Here is a 20840-nt window from a genome sequence, read left to right on the forward strand (position 1 = left end):
GCGGCGGTCGATGTGACATCGGCGAGATCCACCCACTATGGTATTGATAACCATTATCAATATGGAGGGTGCGGTCATGAAGGTCAGGAACTCGTTGAAGTCGCTGAAGAAGATGCCAGGAGCGCAAGTGGTCCGCCGACGCGGTCGCGTCTTCGTCATCAACAAGCTCAACCCGCGCTTCAAGGCGCGTCAGGGTTGAACGAGGTCGTCGTCGCGTCGATCCGGCGTGGCCGCCGGCATGACGCGGCGATGACCGTCAGTCTTGCCATGCTCGCCGTGGCGACGATCCTCATCGCCGTGGCGATCGGCCCCGTCCCCATCGAACCGCCGACGGTGGTGGCTGTCCTCGCCCGGCACCTCTTCGGAAGCGCACCCGGCCCCTGGCCGGACTCGGTCGATCAGATCGTCTGGATCACGAGAGCGCCGCGGGTGGCGATGGGACTCGTCGCCGGCGCCGTGCTCGCCGTCGCGGGAGTCATGCTGCAGGCCCTCGTCCGCAATGCGCTCGCAGACCCCTACCTGCTCGGACTCAACTCGGGCGCTTCGACGGGTGTGGCCCTCGTCGTGCTCGTCATCGGCGGTGGCGGCGCGCTCCTCGTCGCCGGCGCCGCATTGGCCGGGGCCATCGGTGCGGTGCTGCTGGTCGTCCTGCTCGCCGGGATGGCGAATCGACGCGGGCCCCTGCGCTTGGTCCTCGCCGGGCTCGCCGTCGGGTACGCGCTGAACGCCACCACGAGCTTCCTCGTCTTCTCCAGCGACGCACCGGAAGCGGCACGCTCCGTGCTGTTCTGGCTCCTGGGGTCGCTGGCGTCGGTGCAACCGGCCGCCCTCCTCGCCGCAGCGATCTCCGCGGTGATCGGCCTGAGCGCCCTCATCGTCCTCGCGCCCTGGACCGACGCCCTGGCATCAGGCGACGACTCGGCCAGATCGGTCGGACTCGACCCCGAGCGAGCGCGGATCGGACTGATGGTGGGCGTCTCGGCGATGGTCGGCGTGACGGTGGCGGCCGTCGGGGGCGTCGGCTTCATCGGGCTCGTTATCCCCCACCTCGCGCGCCGGCTCGTCGGCGGACGCCACCGGGCCGTGCTCCCCGTCGCCGCCCTGCTCGGCGGCATCGTCCTCGTCACCGCCGACACCATCGCAAGGACGGCGTTCGCTCCGCAGGAGATCCCGGTCGGTGTGATCACCGGGATCCTCGGCGCGCCATTCCTCCTCGCGCTCCTCCGCCAGGGCCACGGCGCCCGGTCCGAGACATGAGCCCCTCCCCTCCCCCATCAGAACGGAAGACACCCGATGACCACACCTCGACTCCGGCGAGCGCTCCTCGCTGCGACCGTCCCCGTGCTCGCGCTCGGCATCCTGAGCGCCTGCACGGCCACCACCGCAGCTGAGCCCTCTGGCGCTCCGAGCGACGCCGGCTTCCCGGTCACCATCGACAACTGCGGTTCGACGATCACCCTGGACGCGCCGGCCCGACGCATCGTGCTCGTGAACGACGACGAACTGCCCAACCTGGAGGCGCTCGGAGCCGTCGACCGGATCGTCGCCATCACCGCGACCCCACAACCGGGCCTGTACGCGGACGCCACGTACGACGCACTCGACGCCCTGTCGCCGCTCACCACCGAGCAGAACGCGACGGGTGGTTCGGTCGTCTCCCAGGAGAGCATCCTCGGTGCGTCGCCGGATCTGGTCATCGCCCCCGAGAACGCCGTCGACCGTGACGCGTTGGCGGCGAGCGGGATCCCCGTCTACTCCCCCACCGCCTACTGTTCGAACCCCGACCCGGCGCTCAGCAGGACGGCGACCTTCGACCGGGTCTGGGACGAGGTCCGGTCCCTGGGCGGCCTACTCGGAGCGGGCGAACAGGCCGAGCAGGCCATCGCCGCGGCGAAGGCGACCGTGCAGTCACCTGCTCCCGACGCCGGGACCGCCGCTGCCCTCTACGTCTCGTCCGGCGGCGCCGTGCTGTCGCCGTACGGCGGGCCGAGCATGGTCACCCCGGTCTTCGCGGCCGCGGGCCTCACCAACGTGTACGCGGACTCCGATCAGCGGGTCTTCGACGCCAGCGTGGAGGACATCATCTCCCGCGATCCCGGCACGATCGTGCTGCTGTACTCGAGCGGCGACCCGCAGAGTACGATCGACGCCTTCCTGAGCACGCCGGGTGTCTCCGGGCTGAGCGCCGTCCGTGACGACCGGGTCACAGCACTCCGCTTCCCGTACACGGATCCGCCGAGCCTGCTCTCGATCAAGGGCCCTCACGAACTCGCACGGCTCCTGGACGATCTCGGATGATCGAAGCCGCGGCGGTGACCGTCCGCTCCGGTGGCCGCACGCTGCTCGACGCCGTCTCCTTCACCGCACCGACCGGCAGCGTGACCGGGATCGTCGGGCCGAACGGCGGTGGGAAGACGACGCTGCTGCGCGCGATCGTGCGAGCCGTTCCGATCGAGCGTGGTCGGATCGCCGTCGACGGGCAGGACGTCGGCACGCGGCGCCGACGGTGGATCGCCCGCAGGGTCGCCGAGGTCGGCCAGCGAGTCGACCCGGACCCGGGGCTGCGCGTCGTCGACGAGGTGTCGTTGGGCGGTCTCGCCGAACACGGCGTACTCCGCGTCGGTGGCACCACCCACGATCAGGAGGTCGCCGCCGCGATCGACGCGGTCGGGCTGACCCACCGGGCGTTCGACCGCCTGGCCACCCTGTCCGGAGGAGAGCTCCAGCGGGTCGCCCTCGCCCGAGCCCTCGCGCAGCGTGCGCCGCACGTCCTGCTCGACGAACCCACGAACCATCTCGACCTCAGACATCGGCTCGAGGTCGTCGCACTCCTGCGCACGATCGCACCCACCGTCGTGGTCGTGTTGCACGATCTCGACCTCGCGGCTCAGGCCTGCGACCACCTCGTCCTCCTCCACCACGGCCGCGTCGCCGGTGCAGGCCCACCCCGGGACGTCCTGCATCCCGGCCTGATCGACCGGGTCTACGACGTGAGCACCCACCGGCACGAGGACGCGGCCGGCCGGGTGCGCTTCGAATTCTCACTACCACCGGAACGACACCTCCACCCCGACACCAAGGAGTCCCCATGACCGAATCCATCTCCACCGACGACGCGACGACGCTCGCGACCGCTCGGAGCCTCGCATCGCGCTGGGATGCGCAGCAGACCGGCTACATCAGGCATCGAGCAGAGCGGTTCGACACCATCGCGCGGGTCGTCGCGGCGATCTGCGCGGACTCGCCCGCGCCCCGCATCCTCGATCTCGCGGGCGGGACGGGCTCCCTCGCCGAGCACGTCCTCGCGGCCGTCCCGAATGGTCGGGCGGTCGTCGCGGACAAGGACCCCGCGCTCCTCGCCATCGCCGCCGACCTCTCGGCAGCAGACCCGCGGCTCTCGATCGCGGAGGTCGACCTCGCCGACGCCGACTGGGCCGCGCATCCGCTCATCGCGGACGGCCGGTTCGACGCCGTGGTCTCCTCGACGGCACTGCACTGGCTCCGACCCGCCGACCTCGTCGACGTCTACCGCGCACTGCCCGCCCTCATCCGGCCGGGCGGCATCGTCGTGAACGGCGATCACCTCTCGTACAGCGCACACCACGAGTCGACGCTGGCCGACATCGCCCGCACCGACGACGAGGCGATGCAGCAGGAGACCTTCTCTGGCGACACCGACACGTGGGACGGCTGGTGGGACGCGGTCGCGGCCACGCCGCGCTACGCCGACGCGCTCCGCCGTCGTGACGAGGTCTGGGGTGCATCGCTCCACGAAGCGCCGCCGAAGGTCACCCTCGGCTTCCACCTCGAGACACTCCGCAGCGCGGGATTCGCCGAGACCGGGACCGTCTGGCAATACCTCGACGACTACGTGCTCTACGGCGTCATGGCGAGCTGACCGCCTGAGGACCCCGGAGACCGACTTCCGTCCTGCTCGACGGTGCGGCGTTGCAGAGCCGGCGGCACTCGTCAAGCGGGCTCGACAGGTCGGTGCGCGGAGGTACCGTCACAGGCATGGGTTCCTCTCGTACGTCCGCCGGTTCCGTCGATCGCATCGCTCGCGATGACTTCGGATGGGAGACGTTCCTGCCGGGACAGCGGGAGGCGATCCAGTCGGCCGTCGCGGGGCGCGACACGCTCCTCGTCCTCGCCACGGGCGGCGGGAAGTCGGCGGTCTACCAGGTCGCCGGCGCCCAGCGCGGTGGCGTGACCCTCGTCATCTCACCGCTGGTCGCGCTGCAGGCCGATCAACTCGCCTCGATCGAGGCGGCGCCGGCCGCCCCTCCGGCCGTCGCACTCAACGGCTCGCTCGGGCCGCATGCGATCGCGGAGGCCTGGGAGCGCATCGACGAGCGCGGGCCCGTCTACGTGCTGCTGGCTCCGGAACAGCTCGCGAACGAGGAGACCGTCGCCCGGCTCGGCGCGGCCGGTGTCTCACTCATGGTCGTCGACGAGGCGCACTGCGTCTCCTCATGGGGAACCGACTTCCGACCCGACTACCTGCGCCTCGCAGACGTCCGCCGCGAACTCGGCGATCCGCCGGTGCTCGCCATGACGGCCACCGCATCCGGCCCCGTCCGCGCCGAGATCATCGAACGCCTGCGCATGCACGATCCGGACGTCCAGGTGCACGGCGTCGACCGCCCGGAGATCCGCCTCGTCGTGCACCGGCACGAGAGCGAAGCGGAGAAACGAGCCGCGGTCGTCGACGAGGCCCGCGCCTGGACGGCGCCCGGACTGGTCTATGTGGCGACGCGCCGCGACACCGAGCGATACGCCGAGGAGATCGCGGCCGAAGGACGACGGGTGGCCGCGTACCACGCCGGCCTGAAGACCTCGGAACGTCGCGCCGTCCACGATCGCTGGCGAGCCGGCGAACTCGACGTCGTCGTCGCGACCTCGGCGTTCGGGATGGGGATCGACCGCGCCGACGTGCGCTTCGTCCTCCACGCCACGACGACCGAGTCACTCGACGCCTACTACCAGGAGGTAGGACGGGCCGGACGGGATGGTGAACCTGCCACCACCGCGCTCCACTACCGCGCAGAGGATCTCGGTCTCCGTCGTTTCTTCACCAAGCGTTCGGTGTCGGAAAACGCACTGCGCGCCGTCTGGCGGGCCGTCCGCGCTGCTCCGGGTTCGAGCGTCGGCGATCTGACCAAGCAGCTCGATCGGCCGCGCCGCACGGTCGCCCGCCTCGTCAACGACCTCGCGGACGCCGGCCTCGTCGACACCGCCGACGGCGTCCGGGCGATCGACGAGATCGGTCCGAAGCGCGCGATCGGCGCTGTGCGCCAGACGCTCGAGTCACGCGAGCGGATCGCTGAATCGCGGCTCGCCATGATGCGTGCCTACGCCGAGACGTCGCACTGCCGCCGGCGGGTGCTGCTCGAGTACTTCGGTGTCGAGGCAGCGGAATGGTGCGGAAACTGCGACGGCTGCGAACGGCATGAGGCACACCAGGAGGAGGAGCGCGCCGGGTCCGGAGATGCCGTCGCCGGTTCGCCGCTGCATGTCGACCAGGCGGTGCACCACGAGGAGTTCGGTCCCGGCATCGTGATGGGTGTCGAGCCGGATCGCGTCACCATCTTCTTCGATTCCGAGGGCTACAAGGTCGTGGCGCTCTCAGCGCTCGAGACCGGCGTCCTCACCACCCGCGAGCTCGCCTCGGCCTGAGCGCTCGGGCGCCTGCGCACCGCGAACCGGTACGCCTGCGTCGCGCAGGCGACCCCGAAGGTCGTCGACCGTCGTGAACCGACGCGTGGACATCGACAGCCGCGCTGCTCCGACGAGTTTCGACGCAGAGTCGTCGGTGAAGAGCACCTCCGCGCCCCTCACTCCCAGCACGTCGAGCACGTGCTGGAACGCTCGGACGTCGGGTTTCGCGAAGCCGATGTCCGCCGAGTTGAAGATCGCGTCGAAGTGGTCGGCGATGCCCGACGCTGCGAGTTCAGCAGCGATCGTGTCCGTGCCGTTCGTGAGCACCGCCGTCGTCAAGCCCGCGGTTCGGATCTCGTCGGACAGCTCCAGGAGCGCGTGGTCGACCGACCACGTCTGAGCACCCCATTCCTCAGCTGCCGCCCGGTCACCGACGAGGTGTCCGATCCGGCTGACCCATTCGGCTCTCGTGATCCGGCCGGTGGTGACCTCGTCGATGAGCGGAGCCGCGAAGGCGATCCCGGCGAGCACCCCGGGCTTGAGCCCGTTCCTGACCTCGATGTCGACCACCAGGGCTGGATCGAAGTGTCGGATCACGCCGTCGAGGTCGAACAGGACGACGCGGATCACGACGTGGCTCGTATCTCGCCGCCCGCCGGCTCGCGCCCCGGGGCGTCGTCGATGACGCGATCGATCCAGTCGCGCCGCGGCAGCGTCGGGATCTCGTCACGGGCGAACCAACCGAGTTCGAGCAGCTCCTCGGGGTCCGCGGTCGCCTCACTGAGGAGCTCGCAGTCGTAGGCGGTGGTGACGTAGCCGACGTGGTCGCCGTTCGGGTAGCGCACCATCATCGGTTCACCGCCGTACACCCCGACGATCCCGCGGATGTGGACCCGGGCGCCGGTCTCTTCGAGGACCTCGCGGAGCAGGGCGTCGGCGGGCTCCTCAGCCGGCTCGACGCCGCCGCCGATCAGACTCCAGAGGCCGGAGTGGTGATGGCGGCCGAGGAGGAACCGGTCCCCGTCGCGGATCACCGCGGTGACCCCGGGGAGCATGAGGAACCCGGTCCCGATGTGGGAGCGGATCGAGGCGACGTAGTCGGACATCGGCATGCGGGGAGTCTACGGAACCGGCCTGACCGGAACGTGTCCGTCGGCGTGCTCCGGCGGCCACACCACGGCGAAGTGTTCGAAGACGATCTCTTCGGACTCCGACCACACCGCACCCCGGGCCGCAGTGGTCCGCTCCCAGTAGCGTCGATGTTCGCGCTGCCAGCTCTCGAGCGTGCGGTCGTCCTCGCCTTCGGCGAACGCGAAGGCGGCGTCGGCACTCCCGAACGGACCGATGCGCAGTGCGACGCTCCGGATGATGATCCGCGGAGCACCGGTGCTGTCGCACGCGATCCAGTGCGATCCGATCCGCGGAAGCGGGTCCCCGCGATGCGCGAACTCGGAGACGAGTTCGGCGGTGGCCCGCTTCCGTCCGCTCAGGACGATGTCGAGCAGTTCGTCCGCCAGCTCGGCCGTGTCGCCGAAGTGCTCGACCGTGTAGTCGGCGTCGTCCAGTCCCGCGCCGCCGCGATGCTCGGCGTACGCCTGCCACATCGTCCTCGCGGCATCGACGTCGGGGGCGGCGACCGGGCTGGCGGCGTGTGCGGAGTCCATACATCCGATCGTGCCAGACCATCCGACAGACCCGTCGACCACGGCTCAGCGCAGACGGCCGCCGGTGAACGCGTTCGTCGCGGCGAGGACGGTGTCGACGGGTGTGTCGATCGCCACCTCGCCGACCTGGAACCCGAGCTTGCCGAGCGCTGCGAAGGACCGTGGCGGGAGGGTCATCGAGACGCCCGGAGACTGCGCGGTCAGGCCGGGCACGAGGTGAAAGGTCAGGATCCGCCACTTGCCGCGTGAGCGGACCGAGATGCGCTCGATCGCGCCCCACGGGAGGAAGACCTCGCCCTGCGGGATGCTGCCGCGGAGGCCGTTCGTGTCGAGCGTCAGCACCGTGCGAGCCACCGACTGCGCTCCGCGGACCGTCGCGAACTGCACCACGGCGAACAGCATGAGCCAGGAGATGACACTGAAGGACAGCCCGGCCAGCATGCCGAGGGCGAACCCTCCGGTGGTCGTGGTCAGCACGGCGAGGAGCATCCCGAGCACCGGGACCAACGCCGCTCCGATCAGCGTGAGCACGAACGCCGGGCGGGTCGCCCGCTCCGTCCGGGCCGGGGCGGATCCGACGACCAGCGGGGGGAATGACGGTGACGCAGCGTTCATGACGACAGTATGCCGTTCGCTCGGAGTGTCCCGGGGCTTCACCGCGCGGTGAGGCCCGAACCGTCCGCGTCAGCGACGAACGAGGTCGTGCCGTAGTCGTCGCCGACACTGAACATGATCTCCGGCGGCCCGGCCGGGCGACCGAAGGCGGGACTGTGGACGTCGTCGTCGGTCGCGCGGACCACGTAGGCGAGGGCGTCGCCGACGGGCCGGTCGACCTGCTCGGCACCGTCATGCATCAGCATCCAGACGCGGTCGAGCGCGACATCCGTCCAGGAGAACTGCTCGGCCGTCGACTCGGGCTGCGAGGTCGCCGCGCCGTCGTTGGTGACGGTTCCGTCCCGGTAGGTCCAGCGGTCGGTCTTCGTGTCACCAGCGGACAGTGGGGCCTCGACGATGATGAAGTCGGCCGCCACCGTGATGGAGACCACCCGGTCGTGACCGATCGCCTCCTCGAGCGCCCGCTGAGCGTCGGCGAGCGCCTCCGGTCGGCGCAGATCCGGTCGGAGCCGTCCATCCTGGATGGCGGCGAACGACTGCCCGACCGCCTGGTGGAACGGCGCGACGACGACCGTCGCCGCCGCGATCGCCACGACGGCGAAGAGGGCGAACCGAGCGGGCCGGCCCGCGCGACCGATGCCGAGCAACGGCCCCCGTCGGACGCCGTCGACGATGCGGCGGTGCGGCTCGACCGGGATGAACGGGACGGACCCACGCCCAGGCACACGCAGACGCGCCCGTTCCGCCGGTGAGAGCTCACCTTCGTCGATGAACGCGACCTCCGGTCCACCGTCGAGCAGGATGGCGACATCACGCTCCGTGCCGGGCTGGAACATCGGGATGGCGGTCAGCGGGACGACGGTGCGCATGGTGCTCGCGAAGGCCGATCCCTGCAGTGGTTGGACGGTCAGGTCGAGCTCGCACAGTGGCTGATCGTTGATCTGTGTGCCGGTCTGACGGAGCGCGTCGATGCGTGCGACCCCGAGCCGGCGGGCGTCTTTGGCCTGCTGCACGGCCTCCGGAGAAGCCCCGATGGCGTTCCCCACCGACCGGGCGATGAGCGTGAGCACGGTGGAGATGATGAAGACGGGGAGTGCGATGCCGGCCACCGTGTACCCGACGGTGGATGGACCGACGGCGATCACGATCACACCACCGACAAGAGCACCGAGAGCCGCGAAGGCGATCAGACGAAGCATGCCTTCGAGCCTATCGCCAGGCTCGATCCCGATGCTGTCGTGGCTCAGCCCGGCCCATCGCTCGCCGCGGCGAGCAACGGCACGACGATGTCGCTGATCGGCGTGGGGATGCCGTGCGCGCTCCCCCGCCGCTGGATCACCGCGTTGCGGACGTCCCATTCGAGCGGTCGCCCCTGTTCGCGGTCGGCGAGGATCGACGTCCCGCGGTCGACCGGAGCGGCACGGAACTGGTCGAGGAGCCGCCGTGGTTCGTCGTCGGTCAACCGCGCACCCTCCGCGCGCGCGACGGCGGCGCATTCCTCGAGGTAGCCGAGCATCAAGCGGCCGATGTCGTCGCGCCGGTACATGCCGGATCGGCGTCCGGTCAACGCCATGAGTCCGGCGGCGGCGTTCTGCAGCAGCTTCCGCCAGGCGAGGGTCGTGAAGTCGGTCGAGACCTCGACGGCGCAGCGGGAGCCTCGCAACGCGTCCTCGACCACGAGGGCACCGGGTGCCTCCGGTAGGGACAGGCGCGGCGGGCTCAACAGGGTGACCGGTCCGCCGGCCTCACGGGTGGCAGGGAACCACACGACCGCGGGGACGACCGCTCCCTCCCGGACGAGTGACTCCACCATCTCGCGTTGCTCGACGCCGTTCTGCAGGACGCACACGACCGTGTCCGGGCCGCACAACGCGGCGAGCCAGTCCGCAGCGGCAGCCGTCTGGGTCGCCTTGACCGCCAGGAAGACGAGGTCCGCGGTGCCCGGAGGCTCCGCCGGATCGGTGTGGACCGGGCCGGGGACCGTCACCGTCTCATCGTCGACCTGGAGCTGGAGTTCCGGCCGCTTCGACCGCCCCGCGATGAACGGCGTCCGTCCCTGTTCGTGGAGCGCTGCGGCGACCACGGTTCCGATCGCGCCCGGCCCGATCACCGCGATGCGGTCGGGCCCACCGGGCGTCACGCCTCGCTCGATCCGGACAGCGCGTCGCGGGTCGCGGCCATGACCGCTTCCGGGAACCGCCGGAGCTGGTCGAGGTCGACCCATTCCTCCGCGGCGTGCAGTCCGCCGCCCGCGGGGCCGCACACGACGGTCGGGATCCCCGCCGCCTGCCAGAGCGCCGATTCCATCCAATACGGCGCTCCGACCGCAGCCGGTGCGGCCTCGGCGTCCCGGAAGAGCTCGGCGGCGAGGACGTCGGCGTACCGCGCGGCCGCACCCTGATCGTCGGCATCCCAGGCCTCGCGCTGATGGGTCAGCCGGGCGCCCGTGCGGAGGCCGGGCATCCGGGCTGCGACCGCGTCGAGCATCGCCTGGACCTCGACCAGGGCTTCCTCAGCGCGTTCACCCGGCAGGGTGCGTCGTTCGATGACGAGGGTCGCGTCGGCGGCGATCGTGAACGGGGCGCTCCCTGCCCTGGCGACCGTCGTCGTGAACGAACCGTGGTCGAGCGACGGGTGCGCCGGTCGCCGATGAAGCTCGTCGTCGGCCCGCTCCACCTCCTGCAGCAGCGCGCTGAGAGCACGGATCGCATCGACGGCCAGACCAGGCTGTGACGAGTGCGCGGCCGTCCCCTGCAGCGTGACCTCGACGACCGCGTACCCCCGATGCGCCGACACCCGGTCCAACCAGGTGGGCTCGGCGATGAGGCACACGTCCGCCGTCACACCACGATCGGCGAGGTGTCGGAGGACGGCAGCGGCCCCCACGCTCGCGTCCTCCTCGTCGGCGACGCCCGTGAAGACGACCGTGCCGGGGTGGTCGGTCGCGGCGAGTCGCTCCGCGGCGACGATCAGCCCGGCCAGGCCGGCCTTCATGTCGCTGGCACCGCGCCCGAAGAGCCGGCCGTCCGCGATCCGCGGGGTGAACGGGTCGACCATGCCCTCTACCCCGACGGTGTCGAGATGGCCGTTGAACACGACCGTCGGCCCCGGCTGCGATCCCGCGTGCACGGCCACGACGCTGACGCGCTGCGGGTCCTCCGGCGCGGGAACGAGGTCGACCACGAAGCCGGCGCCCTCGAGTCGCTGCGCGATCACCGCCGCGATCCGCCCTTCTCCTGAAGCCCCTGGGGCGAGGCTCGGACTGACGGAGTCGATCGAGATGAGCAGGCGGGCGAGCTCGAGCGCGTCGTCGCCGGGGCTGAGGTCGGACATGCCACGACGATAGCGGGATGCCCGGCCCGCGCGTGAGTGGTCAGGGCCTCGGCGTCACTCCGCCTGCGGTGCGCGCCACGTGCCCGCTCCACCGAAGGACACCGACTCGAGCGTCGCACCCTCCGGCACCATGATGAGCTGGCACCCTTCCGCCTTGCCGTCGGACACCTCGCCGAGACCGGTGCAGTCGAAATCCCCACCGAAGTTGAGGACGTTGATGGGCGACGCCTCACCGTCCGACGCCTTGGCCTTCCAGAAGTTCTCGTTGAGGTCGCCCTCCGAGCCGTCGTTGAAGGCCACCTCGTACGTCACGAAGTAGGGCGTCTGGCCGGCGAGCTCGTCGAGTTCGAGCGCGGCGACGTCCTCCGCGGTCCGCTGCTCGATCCCCGTGACCGTCATCGTCCCTTCGGTGATCCGGACCTCATCGCCGATCTCGCCGCCCGAGCTCCCACATGCGCTCAGGAGCAGCAGTGCGGGAACGGCCAAGGCTGCTGCCGAGGTGCGGATGATGCGCTGCCGGTATGTGTACCCCATGGTGATGTCCCCCTGATCGACGGTTGTTGTTCTCAGGGTCCAGATTGGGGCACACCACGACGGCGGCTCAATGGGGACTGCTCCCCACCGCTTGCCGGTCGAGGTCGACACCCGGGCGGATCGCGGCGAGGGTGAAGACCAGAACAGGCGCCCGTCTCCGTGAGGGGACAGACGCCTGAGCGCATCACCGACCGCGCGGGGCCGAGGATCGGGACTAGCGGTTCTTGACCCGCGTGATCGCGTCGGTGTTCTCCGAACGCGCATTGCCGGCCTTCTTGTCGGCTTTCGCGGTGCGCTTCTCCTTCAGCGTCTTCGCGGGTGCGGTCTTGCCGCCTTCTTTCCGTGCGGACTTCTCGCCCATGGTGTTGCTCCTTTGCGAGCCACGATGGCCCGGTACCGCTGAGGGTACAACCACATGCTGTCCCCGAGTCCAGTGAACCCATCCTTGTTAGCATTCGGGGATGACGAACCCGACACAGATCACCGATGTCCCGATCGGCGGCGAGGGCATCCGACTCGGGCAGTTCCTGAAGTTCGCCGGTCTGCTCGACTCCGGCGGAGACGTGAAGGCGGCGATCGCCGACGGCGCGGTGCGGGTCAACGGCGAGATCGATCGCCGACGCGGCCGGCAGTTGCAGCTCGACGACGTCGTCTCCCTCGAGGGGCGCAGCGTCCGCGTCCGCCCCTGAACGTCCGGTACCTGGACACCGCCCCGAACGCTCAGCCCGAGGTGGTCGTCGAACCTGCGACCCGGCCCGACTGAAGGGTCGAGGGGAACGTCAGCGTGGCCGCCCACCATACGTCGGATTCGGGCAGGTGCACGACGACGATCCCGTCCTCCGTCGCCCGCTGGCTCACCCGGTAGCCGGGGATCCGTGGCGGGAAGCCGGACACGGCGGCCGTGTGACTCGCCGGTACGGTGAGCGTCGCCGGTTCACCGACCCGGAGCCCGTCGGAGCTCGACTCGATCCGGCCCGTGAGCTCCAGGACCTGTCGTCGACCGTCGCGGCCCGTCGCGCGCGGCACCGCCCCACTCAATGCGAACACGACGTCCGGCTGCCGGGTTCCGGGGCGGAACGCGAGCAGTCGGATGCTGTTGCGCACCGCGACGACGGACCACCAGGCGAGCAGTGCGGTGAGGAGTGACATCGTCACCGCCCAGAACCACTGCCAGAAGTCCGGGCCGGCCGGCGCCTCGAGCGTGACCTCGCCGGTCTGGTCGCGGACCCGGATCTCGAGCGTCTCGCCCACCCGGATCGTGTCACTGCGGATCTCGTCCGATCCGGCCGTACCGGGCACGTCGTAGGTCACCGTGACGGTGCGGTACTCCTCCCAGTGCTTGCTGCGTCGGCTGCCTTCGAGCACCCGCTCCGTACCCTCGTCGACCACCTGTCCGGTGGTCGTCGTGTAGCTCGCCGTGAGGTCGGCGGCGAGGTCCCTGACGTTCCCGAACCCGATGAACCCCGCGACGGCCGTGAGGAAGATGAGGGTGATCACCAGGACGGTGCGCCCTCGTACCGCGCGATTCAGGTAGGTGCGGTCGATCGTGGTCGTGCTCACTGCAGCCCTCCGGTTCTGGCCGCTCCGGGCCGACACCGACTCTAGGAGGGATGGGCCGCGTCGGACGATGGGGAGGACTCCCCAGGTCGACGGCGGCTCCGACCGCGCCGGTCCCGGCCATCTAGGGCAGTTGCCCGAGGTAGGGCACGGGCCTCAGCGAGGAATGTGAGTGGTCGAGCACGGGGATCCGCCCCGTGTTCAGCGGAGGAGCCATGTTGATCACGAGCGCGAGTCACAGCCCGTTCACGTCCGTCGAGACGAGACGGTTCATCGAGCAGGAACTCCAGCGGGATCTCGAGCGGGAACGTCGCCGCCGGGAACGACGACTGGAGGAGCAGCGGCGACTCGCGGACGCCGCGGCCGATCGTGACGAGGGTGGGACCATGGAGTGGTGAGCCTGCCCTCCACCAGCCCGACGATGATCGGGCGCGCCTCCGATCTTCGAGCGCTCCAGGCCGTGTTCGACGCCGTCGCCGCGGGTGAGTCACGCAGTGTGGTCCTGAGCGGCGAGGCCGGTATCGGCAAGACGCGCCTGCTCACCGAGTTCACGCGGTCGGTCCGGTCGTCGGCGCTCGTCATCACGGGCCAGTGCGTGGACCTCGGTGACGTCGCCGCGCCCTACGCACCGGTCCTCGGCCTCATGAAGGACCTCGTCGCGCAGCGCGGGCGCGACGCGGTGCTGGAGGCTGCGGGTCCGGGCAAAGCCTCCCTCGCGACGCTGCTGCCGACGCTCGGCCCCGACGCGCAGGACCACCGGGACGGCGGCGTCGGGCGGCTCCACGAGACCGTCGCGGTGCTCCTCGAGGCGCTGTCACGTCAGCAGCCCGTCGTCGTCGCGATCGAGGACGTCCACTGGGCTGACGGTGCGACCCTCAGCCTGCTGGCCTTCCTCGTGCGCGTGTTCTCCGATGCCCGCGTGATGGTCGTGCTCACCTTCCGAAGCGAGGACGTCTCCCGCGGGCACCCCCTGCGCGGGTTCCTCGCCGAGCTCGACCGCACGAGGCGCGTCGAGCGGCACACCCTCGAACGGTTGAGCCGCAGCGACGTGCTCCGCCAGGCGATCGCCATCCGCGGAAGCTCCCTCGACACGGTCTCGATCGACAGCGTGTACGCACGGAGCGAGGGCGTCCCGTTCTTCGTCGAGGAGCTGCTCGGGCTCGACCAGGACCGCGACGGCGACGGCGACGAACTCCCCGACACCCTGCGCGAGCTCCTGCTGGCGCGCTACGAGCGACTCCCGCCCGCGACCCAACAGCTGCTGCGCGTGATCTCGGCCGGTGGCGTCTGCGTCGAGCACGCCCTCCTGGAGCGGGTGTTCACGGGCGGCCCCGACGCTCTCGACACCGGTGTGCGGGAGGCGATCGGGTCGAACGTCCTCGTCGCTGATGCGACCACGTACGAGTTCCGACACGCACTGGTCCGGGAGGCGATCCACGACGACCTGCTGCCCGGCGAACGGAGCCGGTTCCATGCGGGGTTCGCCGAGGCGCTGGAGGCAGGCTTCGGTGGTGAGCCGGTCGCTGCCGCGGTGTCGCACCACTGGATGCTCGCCCGCGACTTCGGACGGGCCTTCCCCGCGACCGTCCGCGCCATGGAGCAGGCTCACGCTGCATACGCGTACAGCACGGAGGCGCAGCTCGGCGAGCGTCTCCTGGAGATCTGGGACCAGGTGCCCGACGCCGCGGCACTCGTCGGGCGCTCGCGTTCGGAACTCATGCGACGGACGGCGAGCGCCTTACGGAACGCCGGGTGGACGGACCGGGCGATCGCCATGGTCGACGAGGTGCTCGCGACGCCGGAGGAACGCGACGACCTCGACCAGGCCAAGCTCCTCCGTGACAAGGCGTTCTATCTCGCCAACCTCGGGCGACCGGGCTCGGTGGACCTCCTCGAAGAGGCGCTCGACCGGGTCCCACCGGGCACCCCCGGCGACCTGCGCGGTGTGCTGCTGACGAGCCTCGGCGCGCGGCACATGATCATCGGGCGGCTGGAACGGGCGATCGAGTACGCCGACGAGGCCGCCCGGGAGGCCGTCCGCACCGGTTCGGCACGGAACGCCTCGGTCGCGGCGAACATCGGTGGGATCGCACGCATCCACCACGGCGAACTGGAGAGCGGCAGCAGGATGCTGGCGACCGCTGAGACGCTGGCGGACGGCGACGGCAGCGCCCTGCTCCGGTACCGGGTGAACGCGTCCGACATGGCGAACCTGCTCGGTTCCTACGAGGAAGCGCTCGCGTCGGCATTGGAAGGCGTCGCGCGGGCGAAGGAGCTGGGCGTCGAGCGCAGTTCGGGGCTCATTTTGTCGTCGAACGCGGTCGACCCGTTGGTGGCGCTCGGTCGCTGGGACGAGGCGGAGGAACGGGTCCACCGGGCCCTGGCACTGCAGCCGCCCCTCGCCTTCTCGGTGTACCTCCGTCAGTCGCTCATCCTGCTCACGCTCTGGCGTGGCGACGCCGAGAGCGCTGCGACCCTGTACCGCCGGTGGCGGAAGGGGATGCTCTCCCTGTCCGGCCTGGAGGTGCAGACGCGGTTCGGCGTCGCCCGCGTCGAGATGCAGGTCGGGCTGGCTGCCGGCGACCTCGCCGGGGCCTGGTCGCCGGCGGGGGTCGGCGTGTTCGACGCCCCGGACCACCGCCCGATGCCGGCGTACGACCTCCCGGCACTGGCGGACGCGGCTCGCGTCCTGGCCCGGATCCGTGTCTCGCTCGCCACCGGCACGCTCGACGTGGCGTCCGGACCCTTTGCCGGCGTCGACGACGATCGGCTCCGGCAGCAGGAGGAACGCTGGCGGGCACTGCTCGCCGAGGAACGGTTCTGGCCGACCGCACCGCTGTGGGGCGCGCTGGTCGACGCCGAACTCGGCGGACCGGACGGCACCGGGAACGACGCCAGCGCGTGGGAGGCGGCTCGCGCGATGGCCGAGCATCCGTTCGCACCGGCCGCGCTCGCGCCATACACGGCACTCCGACTGGCTGAGGCGCGCGTGGCCGCCGGTGATCGCCCTGGCGCACAGGACACGCTCGTCGTCGCGGTCGCCGAGGCGACGACGCTCGGTGCCGGCCTCGTGCTCGACGGTGCGCGCGCGTTGGCGGAGCGGGCGTCGCTGAACCTCGACGGCCGCCCCCGAGCGCGTGGCACGAGCGGCTCCATCGAGCTGACCGCCCGAGAGCGCCAGGTGCTGCAGCTCATCGCGGAAGGCCTGAGCAACCGTCAGATCGGCGAGCGCCTGTTCATCAGCGCGAAGACGGCGAGCGTCCACGTCTCGGCCATCCTGCGGAAGCTCGGTGCGGCGACCCGGACCGAGGCCGCGATGATCGCCGGAGCGAGCGGATTGCTCGCGGCGAACGCCGGACGCACCGACCGCCCCTGACGTCCGCCCTGGCGGTGAAGCGGGCCCCGGCCGGAATCGAGGGGAAGCCGGCCGGGAACCCCGACAGGGCGAAAGGGTCCTGTCGGGCATCAGCGTAATCACGGGGCGAGACGGCACGTGGCCCGTTGCGTTCTTTGGACAGACGTGTCCGTGTAGACTGAAAAACCGACACAAATGTCGGATTATGCACACCAGTCAGCAACGGAGAGCACATGCGCATCGTCATCATGGGTCGCGGTGTCATCGGGGTGACCTACGGCTGCGTCCTGCGCGAAGCCGGCCACGAGGTCCAGCACCTCCTTCGTGACGCCGACCCGCAGGCCCGATCGGCGACCACCACGGTCGACCTCCTCGACGGACGCGAGCAGCCACCGGTCGACAGGTCGTTCCGGTATCCGCTCACCCCGGTGACGTTCGATCCGGAGACGGTCGACCTCGTCCTCGTCTCCGTTCCGGCCGAGGCGCTCGCCGGTGCGATCGAGTCGCTCCGTCGCCGCGGACTCGATCGACGTCTCCTGCTCATGGGCGGGTTCTGGGGGTCCCGCGAGGAGCTGCAGGCGCTCGTGGGCCACGACGACCACCTCCTCGGCTACCCGATCGCCGGCGGCCGACGTGACGCGGAACTCGTCGAGAGCGTCCTCTTCGACAGCGTCCGGTTGGCGCCGGCATCCGCTCACACCACCGCCCTTCACGCAGCGGCCTCGCAGGCGTTCCATGACGCCGGTCTGACGGTGGAGCGGTCGCCTCGCATGCTCGAGTGGCTCTGGGTGCACCAGGCGGTCAACGCGGGGATCATCTCCGCGATCGCCTCCGATTTCCGCCCGGGCGACGAGATCGGCGACGTCGTCTCACGAGCGTTGGCGAGCCCGCGGACCCTCGCTCGAGGCATCGGCAACATCCGTGAATGCCTCCGGGTCGTGCAGGCCCGCGGGGTCCGGCTCCGCCACCACCTGCGGGACATCGCGCCGTTCACGCTTCTGCCGAAGGCGCTCGCCGCACGCGTCATGGTCCTCATGTTCCGGAAGGACGTCCTCAGTCGGCGCATCATGGAGCTGCACCACAACACGGACGATATCCTGGCGCTCATGTCGGAAGTCCACGTGTCGGCCATCGAATCGGCTGTCCCCGTCCCCGGATTCACCCGCGACCTCGTTCGCGCGCGGGACGCCCTCGCCTCGTGAACGCGCTCAGCCCGACGTCGTCACGCGCCCGCGAACACCTGCGGCAGGCCGCTGTCGCCGAGTTCCGGGAACGCGGCTTCCGGCGGACGACGATGGATCACGTCCGACTGGCGGCGGACGTCTCACGCGGAGGCCTGTACTACCAGTACGCCAGCACCGAGGAGATCCTGCTCGACGCGCTTGCGCACGAGCGCTCAGGGGACGAGGCGAACGACCTCGAGGGTTTCCTCACCGAACAGGCGACCGCGCTCCACGACGTCGACGCGACCCTCCGCCCGATCGTCTACGAATACGTCCTCGGCCTGCCTGCCGACCATCGTCGCGCGCTCCTCACGGAGCAGTTCCGGCAGGCCGAAGGGGTGGTGGTCGGGATGCTCGGCGAGGTCTCCGGCGCCGACGATCGGGCGTTCCGCGCCCGTCAGATCGTCAGGCGCCTCGAAGGACTGTCGATCGCGGCCATGGCGGGAGCACTCGACGACGCGGACCTGGAACGCGAGCTGGCCGACCTCCGCACCCTGGCTGCGGGATGAGCCGGCGTGCCCTGCGATGATGCGCCGTGTTGCGATACTGAAGGTATGCCAGCGTTGACCCTCCGACCCGTCGAACGCCCACGGGACGACGACGCGTTCGTCGAGTTCCTGAGCGCACACGAGTTCCCGTTCCACATGCAGCCGCGACCGACCGCGGAGGAGGCGCACAAACGCCTGACCTCAGGCATCGTCGACGGGCCCGGTGCCTTCGGGTGTTGGGTACTCGCGGACGGCGAGATGGTGGGAATCGTCACCCTCGAGGACCTCGAGGACGACACGGCGTTGATCGACCTGCGGCTCGCCGAAGACGCACGAGGGCGCGGGATCGGAACGGCGATCCTGCCGGTCATCGTCAGGGAGGTGTTCGACCGCTTCCCGACCGTTCGCAAGCTCGAGGGGCAGACCCGCGAGGACAACGTCGCCATGCGTCGCGCCTTCCGTCGGGCCGGCTGGGTGAAGGAGGCCCACTACCGCGAGGGCTGGCCAGTGGCCGGCGGACAGCCACTCGCATCGGTCGCCTACGCGATCCTCCGGAGCGACGTGCAGTCGGGCACGACGACGCCGGTCCCCTGGGACGACGAGCCGTAAGGAGTCGTCTCCCAAAGGCCGATACCGGTTCTCCGGCACGGCGGCTCGGCCCTCACCGGCCGAGATTGACGATGGCCCGCTGATAGGCGTCGAGGTTCGCACGCCGCCCGACGGCGACAGCCTCGATGGCGACGGCGTGGATCTCGTCCGGCGTGTAGCGGTAGACGAGTCGGTACCTCGGCTTTCCGGATCCGTCCGGGTCGAAGTAGAGCTTGCGACAGTCATCCAGGTCCCCGGTGCCGACCCGCGAGTCGAGCTTCACGCCCGCGATCTTCCCGTCCCGGATGAGGACGAGCATGTCCAGCGCCATCTTCTTCGTGGCGAGGTCCGGGAGCGCGTCGATGTCTTGCTGAAAGCCCGGGAGAAGAGCGGTCAGCTTGAGGGACGCCGCCATCAGCGGTAGTCGTCAGGATTGAGGCCGAGACCGAGAGCGACATCAGCCAGGGACCCCGACCCACCGCCGGCAGCGCGCTCGCGCACCAAGTGTGCGATCTCGATGTCTTCGATCACAGGCAGCAACTCCGTGTAGAGCTCAAACGGGATGACGACGCCCTCGGCACGACGGTGACCGCCGAACACCATGGGCTGCGCCATCACACCCTCGGAGCGGAACCTGCGCAACGCGTTCGGCAACTCGGTACGCGCTTCAGACGTGGGCAGCACCGGCTGGATTGGCATCGCGGAAGAGATCGACATGGCGCAAGTGTACCAACTTCTCGTCCTGAAAGTCGTACGACTTTGAGGACATCTGTGGGCTAGCGCTTGCTCCCAGCACGCTGGACGGCTCCGAACGGGATTGTCCCGACGATGAGGACGAGGCCGATGATCCCGAGCCAGAACAGCCCCTTCAGCACGAACCCGACGATAGAGAGGACCGCCCAAAGGACGAGGAGGACGACGATGACGACGGCGAACTTCTGCACGGGTATGGGGTTCCTGTTCCGGTGGTGAGGTAGCTGGCGCGATCGGATGATAATCGGGCAGCACCATAGCAGGACCGCCTCTGTGCCCGTCGGCGGTCTGGGCAGGAGGAGCCGACGCAGGCGCAGTCGGGCACGACGACGCCGATCCCCTGGGACGACGAGCCGTAAGGCGGGCCAGCGCGCGTGCCTGGGCGCGGACCGGGAATCGCCCTCATGAGGACTGTCCGCTCACGCTCGTCCGGCCCGGTCACCCCTGCTCGGGAGGAGACCACCAGGACGAGCCGGCTTCGACGGGCGCGGGCCCAGCCACGGCGGCCAGCGCTCGCAAGTACTGGTCACCCATGCGGACGAGGGTGATGGTCCGGAGTCGATAGCCCAGTGGGCCGGCGTGCCACGTCGCATCAGGTCGAACCTCGAGCAGATACAACCAGCGACGTCTCAGTTCGTCGGGCACACCGACCCACAGAAGGTCGGGTTTGTTCCGGCGTTCGAGGGCGCAGAGAACTCCCTCCGTGAGGAACGACCGCAACATGCCGCGGGTCGAGTCCAGATCGGGCGTCGGCCGACCTGGCGGAGGGTTCACGGGCCACTCGGGTCGAGTTTCGGAGAAACGGCGTTGGAACGATCGATCGAACCGGACGCGGGCGATCTCACGGACGCGGATGACCGTGTAGCCGTCGAAGAAACCACCTGCGGCTATCGGTGCGACGAGCACCCACTTGTGACCGATGGCGACGACGAACCCATCGAGCGTCTCGTCCGGGGCGGACACCCGGTTCAGCTTCACGATCGTGGAGGTCTGCTGGGCGAGACCGAGCCGCTTCAGGATCTTTGAGCGCGTCTGCATGGCTCATTCTCCCGCGATGAGCCGGGCATCGGCC

26 protein-coding genes are annotated in these 20840 nt (G+C 70.1%); 12 read left to right on the forward strand and 14 right to left on the reverse strand.

Annotated features, from left to right (window positions below; all coding sequences use genetic code 11):
• Window positions 1-76: 76 nt before the first annotated feature.
• From ykgO to A4X17_RS07595, 6 genes are all read left to right on the forward strand, one after another.
• On the forward strand, window positions 77-199 hold the full coding sequence (ykgO, locus tag A4X17_RS07570) for a type B 50S ribosomal protein L36 (protein ID WP_064295097.1): 123 nt from the start codon (window positions 77-79) through the stop codon (window positions 197-199).
• 50 nt (window positions 200-249) lie between these two features.
• Window positions 250-1257, forward strand: a complete 1008-nt coding sequence (locus tag A4X17_RS07575; protein ID WP_082916003.1) for an iron ABC transporter permease — start codon at window positions 250-252, stop codon at window positions 1255-1257.
• Window positions 1258-1293: 36 nt separating this feature from the next.
• Window positions 1294-2298 (forward strand): ABC transporter substrate-binding protein, encoded by a 1005-nt coding sequence (locus tag A4X17_RS07580; protein WP_064295061.1) that lies wholly within the window; start codon window positions 1294-1296, stop codon window positions 2296-2298.
• Window positions 2295-3092 (forward strand): ABC transporter ATP-binding protein, encoded by a 798-nt coding sequence (locus A4X17_RS07585; RefSeq protein ID WP_064295062.1) that lies wholly within the window; start codon window positions 2295-2297, stop codon window positions 3090-3092. The genes A4X17_RS07580 and A4X17_RS07585 overlap by 4 nt, the downstream gene beginning before the upstream one ends.
• On the forward strand, window positions 3089-3898 hold the full coding sequence (locus A4X17_RS07590; RefSeq protein ID WP_082916004.1) for a trans-aconitate 2-methyltransferase: 810 nt from the start codon (window positions 3089-3091) through the stop codon (window positions 3896-3898). The genes A4X17_RS07585 and A4X17_RS07590 overlap by 4 nt, the downstream gene beginning before the upstream one ends.
• A 116-nt stretch (window positions 3899-4014) precedes the next feature.
• Window positions 4015-5676, forward strand: coding sequence for a RecQ family ATP-dependent DNA helicase (locus A4X17_RS07595; protein WP_064295063.1), 1662 nt, complete (start codon window positions 4015-4017; stop codon window positions 5674-5676).
• On the opposite strand, the gene A4X17_RS07600 is transcribed toward A4X17_RS07595, so the two are convergent.
• From A4X17_RS07600 to A4X17_RS19205, 9 genes are all read right to left on the reverse strand, one after another.
• Window positions 5626-6288 carry an HAD-IA family hydrolase gene (locus A4X17_RS07600; RefSeq protein WP_064295064.1) on the reverse strand — a complete coding sequence of 221 codons (663 nt, stop codon included), beginning with the start codon at window positions 6286-6288 and terminating at the stop codon, window positions 5626-5628. The two genes, A4X17_RS07595 and A4X17_RS07600, sit on opposite strands and share 51 nt — an antisense overlap.
• Window positions 6285-6770: an NUDIX domain-containing protein gene (locus A4X17_RS07605; protein WP_064295065.1), complete on the reverse strand. Its 486-nt coding sequence runs from the start codon at window positions 6768-6770 to the stop codon at window positions 6285-6287. The genes A4X17_RS07600 and A4X17_RS07605 overlap by 4 nt, the downstream gene beginning before the upstream one ends.
• A 9-nt stretch (window positions 6771-6779) precedes the next feature.
• Window positions 6780-7322, reverse strand: a complete 543-nt coding sequence (locus tag A4X17_RS07610) for an ASCH domain-containing protein (protein WP_064295066.1) — start codon at window positions 7320-7322, stop codon at window positions 6780-6782.
• Window positions 7323-7367: 45 nt separating this feature from the next.
• Complete coding sequence (locus A4X17_RS07615; RefSeq protein WP_064295067.1) at window positions 7368-7937, reverse strand: hypothetical protein; 570 nt, start codon at window positions 7935-7937, stop codon at window positions 7368-7370.
• A gap of 38 nt (window positions 7938-7975) precedes the next feature.
• Window positions 7976-9136 (reverse strand): hypothetical protein, encoded by a 1161-nt coding sequence (locus A4X17_RS07620; RefSeq protein ID WP_064295068.1) that lies wholly within the window; start codon window positions 9134-9136, stop codon window positions 7976-7978.
• Window positions 9137-9180: 44 nt separating this feature from the next.
• Window positions 9181-10077, reverse strand: coding sequence for an oxidoreductase (locus A4X17_RS07625; RefSeq protein ID WP_064295069.1), 897 nt, complete (start codon window positions 10075-10077; stop codon window positions 9181-9183).
• The gene (locus tag A4X17_RS07630) at window positions 10074-11270 is read right to left on the reverse strand and encodes a M20/M25/M40 family metallo-hydrolase (protein ID WP_064295070.1); all 1197 of its coding nucleotides are present in this window, start codon (window positions 11268-11270) and stop codon (window positions 10074-10076) included. Before A4X17_RS07630 ends, A4X17_RS07625 begins: the two co-directional genes overlap by 4 nt.
• 54 nt (window positions 11271-11324) lie before the next feature.
• Complete coding sequence (locus A4X17_RS07635) at window positions 11325-11804, reverse strand: hypothetical protein (protein WP_064295071.1); 480 nt, start codon at window positions 11802-11804, stop codon at window positions 11325-11327.
• Between the two features lie 214 nt (window positions 11805-12018).
• The gene (locus A4X17_RS19205; protein ID WP_157583389.1) at window positions 12019-12165 is read right to left on the reverse strand and encodes a hypothetical protein; all 147 of its coding nucleotides are present in this window, start codon (window positions 12163-12165) and stop codon (window positions 12019-12021) included.
• A 100-nt stretch (window positions 12166-12265) separates the two neighbouring features.
• On the opposite strand from A4X17_RS19205, the gene A4X17_RS07640 reads away from it, so the two are divergent.
• Window positions 12266-12493 carry an RNA-binding S4 domain-containing protein gene (locus A4X17_RS07640; RefSeq protein ID WP_064295072.1) on the forward strand — a complete coding sequence of 76 codons (228 nt, stop codon included), beginning with the start codon at window positions 12266-12268 and terminating at the stop codon, window positions 12491-12493.
• A gap of 31 nt (window positions 12494-12524) precedes the next feature.
• Here A4X17_RS07640 and A4X17_RS07645 read toward each other — a convergent pair whose 3' ends face one another.
• Window positions 12525-13364 (reverse strand): hypothetical protein, encoded by an 840-nt coding sequence (locus A4X17_RS07645; RefSeq protein WP_064295073.1) that lies wholly within the window; start codon window positions 13362-13364, stop codon window positions 12525-12527.
• A gap of 212 nt (window positions 13365-13576) precedes the next feature.
• Between A4X17_RS07645 and A4X17_RS07650 the strand changes: the two genes are divergently transcribed.
• The 5 genes from A4X17_RS07650 to A4X17_RS07670 all read left to right on the forward strand — a co-directional run bounded on the left by A4X17_RS07650 (window position 13577) and on the right by A4X17_RS07670 (window position 19036).
• Entirely contained in the window at window positions 13577-13759 is a 183-nt protein-coding gene (locus tag A4X17_RS07650; RefSeq protein ID WP_064295074.1) for a hypothetical protein, read from the forward strand.
• Entirely contained in the window at window positions 13756-16737 is a 2982-nt protein-coding gene (locus A4X17_RS19800; protein WP_082916006.1) for a helix-turn-helix transcriptional regulator, read from the forward strand. The genes A4X17_RS07650 and A4X17_RS19800 overlap by 4 nt, the downstream gene beginning before the upstream one ends.
• Before the next feature lie 212 nt (window positions 16738-16949).
• Complete coding sequence (locus tag A4X17_RS07660) at window positions 16950-17918, forward strand: ketopantoate reductase family protein (protein ID WP_064295075.1); 969 nt, start codon at window positions 16950-16952, stop codon at window positions 17916-17918.
• Window positions 17915-18448, forward strand: coding sequence for a TetR/AcrR family transcriptional regulator (locus A4X17_RS07665; RefSeq protein WP_064295076.1), 534 nt, complete (start codon window positions 17915-17917; stop codon window positions 18446-18448). Before A4X17_RS07660 ends, A4X17_RS07665 begins: the two co-directional genes overlap by 4 nt.
• 45 nt (window positions 18449-18493) lie before the next feature.
• Entirely contained in the window at window positions 18494-19036 is a 543-nt protein-coding gene (locus A4X17_RS07670; protein WP_064295077.1) for a GNAT family N-acetyltransferase, read from the forward strand.
• 52 nt (window positions 19037-19088) lie between these two features.
• On the opposite strand, the gene A4X17_RS07675 is transcribed toward A4X17_RS07670, so the two are convergent.
• The 4 genes from A4X17_RS07675 to A4X17_RS07685 form a co-directional block, all read right to left on the reverse strand.
• Window positions 19089-19430 carry a hypothetical protein gene (locus tag A4X17_RS07675; protein WP_231884324.1) on the reverse strand — a complete coding sequence of 114 codons (342 nt, stop codon included), beginning with the start codon at window positions 19428-19430 and terminating at the stop codon, window positions 19089-19091.
• Window positions 19430-19732, reverse strand: a complete 303-nt coding sequence (locus A4X17_RS07680) for a hypothetical protein (RefSeq protein WP_064295078.1) — start codon at window positions 19730-19732, stop codon at window positions 19430-19432. The genes A4X17_RS07675 and A4X17_RS07680 overlap by 1 nt, the downstream gene beginning before the upstream one ends.
• Window positions 19733-19791: 59 nt before the next feature.
• Entirely contained in the window at window positions 19792-19959 is a 168-nt protein-coding gene (locus A4X17_RS19440) for a hypothetical protein (RefSeq protein ID WP_197479036.1), read from the reverse strand.
• 247 nt (window positions 19960-20206) lie between these two features.
• A complete protein-coding gene (locus A4X17_RS07685; protein ID WP_064295079.1) occupies window positions 20207-20806 on the reverse strand; it encodes a hypothetical protein in 600 nt (199 codons plus the stop codon).
• Window positions 20807-20840 lie beyond the last annotated feature (34 nt).

The sequence above is a fragment of the Plantibacter sp. H53 genome (assembly GCF_001650455.1).
Lineage (GTDB): Bacteria > Actinomycetota > Actinomycetes > Actinomycetales > Microbacteriaceae > Plantibacter > Plantibacter flavus_A.

What these genes read in the sequence shown, in the direction of transcription:
- A4X17_RS07605 (WP_064295065.1), bottom strand. Translation starts at nt 6,770, where the DNA reads ATGCCGATGTCCGACTACGTCGCCTCGATCCGCTCCCACATCGGGACC.
- A4X17_RS07650 (WP_064295074.1), top strand. Translation starts at nt 13,577, where the DNA reads ATGTTGATCACGAGCGCGAGTCACAGCCCGTTCACGTCCGTCGAGACG.
- A4X17_RS07580 (WP_064295061.1), top strand. Translation starts at nt 1,294, where the DNA reads ATGACCACACCTCGACTCCGGCGAGCGCTCCTCGCTGCGACCGTCCCC.
- A4X17_RS07685 (WP_064295079.1), bottom strand. Translation starts at nt 20,806, where the DNA reads ATGCAGACGCGCTCAAAGATCCTGAAGCGGCTCGGTCTCGCCCAGCAG.
- A4X17_RS07635 (WP_064295071.1), bottom strand. Translation starts at nt 11,804, where the DNA reads ATGGGGTACACATACCGGCAGCGCATCATCCGCACCTCGGCAGCAGCC.
- A4X17_RS07670 (WP_064295077.1), top strand. Translation starts at nt 18,494, where the DNA reads ATGCCAGCGTTGACCCTCCGACCCGTCGAACGCCCACGGGACGACGAC.
- A4X17_RS07615 (WP_064295067.1), bottom strand. Translation starts at nt 7,937, where the DNA reads ATGAACGCTGCGTCACCGTCATTCCCCCCGCTGGTCGTCGGATCCGCC.
- A4X17_RS07660 (WP_064295075.1), top strand. Translation starts at nt 16,950, where the DNA reads ATGCGCATCGTCATCATGGGTCGCGGTGTCATCGGGGTGACCTACGGC.
- ykgO (WP_064295097.1), top strand. Translation starts at nt 77, where the DNA reads ATGAAGGTCAGGAACTCGTTGAAGTCGCTGAAGAAGATGCCAGGAGCG.
- A4X17_RS07675 (WP_231884324.1), bottom strand. Translation starts at nt 19,430, where the DNA reads ATGGCGGCGTCCCTCAAGCTGACCGCTCTTCTCCCGGGCTTTCAGCAA.
- A4X17_RS07610 (WP_064295066.1), bottom strand. Translation starts at nt 7,322, where the DNA reads ATGGACTCCGCACACGCCGCCAGCCCGGTCGCCGCCCCCGACGTCGAT.
- A4X17_RS07590 (WP_082916004.1), top strand. Translation starts at nt 3,089, where the DNA reads ATGACCGAATCCATCTCCACCGACGACGCGACGACGCTCGCGACCGCT.
- A4X17_RS07680 (WP_064295078.1), bottom strand. Translation starts at nt 19,732, where the DNA reads ATGTCGATCTCTTCCGCGATGCCAATCCAGCCGGTGCTGCCCACGTCT.
- A4X17_RS07585 (WP_064295062.1), top strand. Translation starts at nt 2,295, where the DNA reads ATGATCGAAGCCGCGGCGGTGACCGTCCGCTCCGGTGGCCGCACGCTG.
- A4X17_RS07595 (WP_064295063.1), top strand. Translation starts at nt 4,015, where the DNA reads ATGGGTTCCTCTCGTACGTCCGCCGGTTCCGTCGATCGCATCGCTCGC.
- A4X17_RS07630 (WP_064295070.1), bottom strand. Translation starts at nt 11,270, where the DNA reads ATGTCCGACCTCAGCCCCGGCGACGACGCGCTCGAGCTCGCCCGCCTG.
- A4X17_RS19205 (WP_157583389.1), bottom strand. Translation starts at nt 12,165, where the DNA reads ATGGGCGAGAAGTCCGCACGGAAAGAAGGCGGCAAGACCGCACCCGCG.
- A4X17_RS07620 (WP_064295068.1), bottom strand. Translation starts at nt 9,136, where the DNA reads ATGCTTCGTCTGATCGCCTTCGCGGCTCTCGGTGCTCTTGTCGGTGGT.
- A4X17_RS07640 (WP_064295072.1), top strand. Translation starts at nt 12,266, where the DNA reads ATGACGAACCCGACACAGATCACCGATGTCCCGATCGGCGGCGAGGGC.
- A4X17_RS07575 (WP_082916003.1), top strand. Translation starts at nt 250, where the DNA reads ATGACCGTCAGTCTTGCCATGCTCGCCGTGGCGACGATCCTCATCGCC.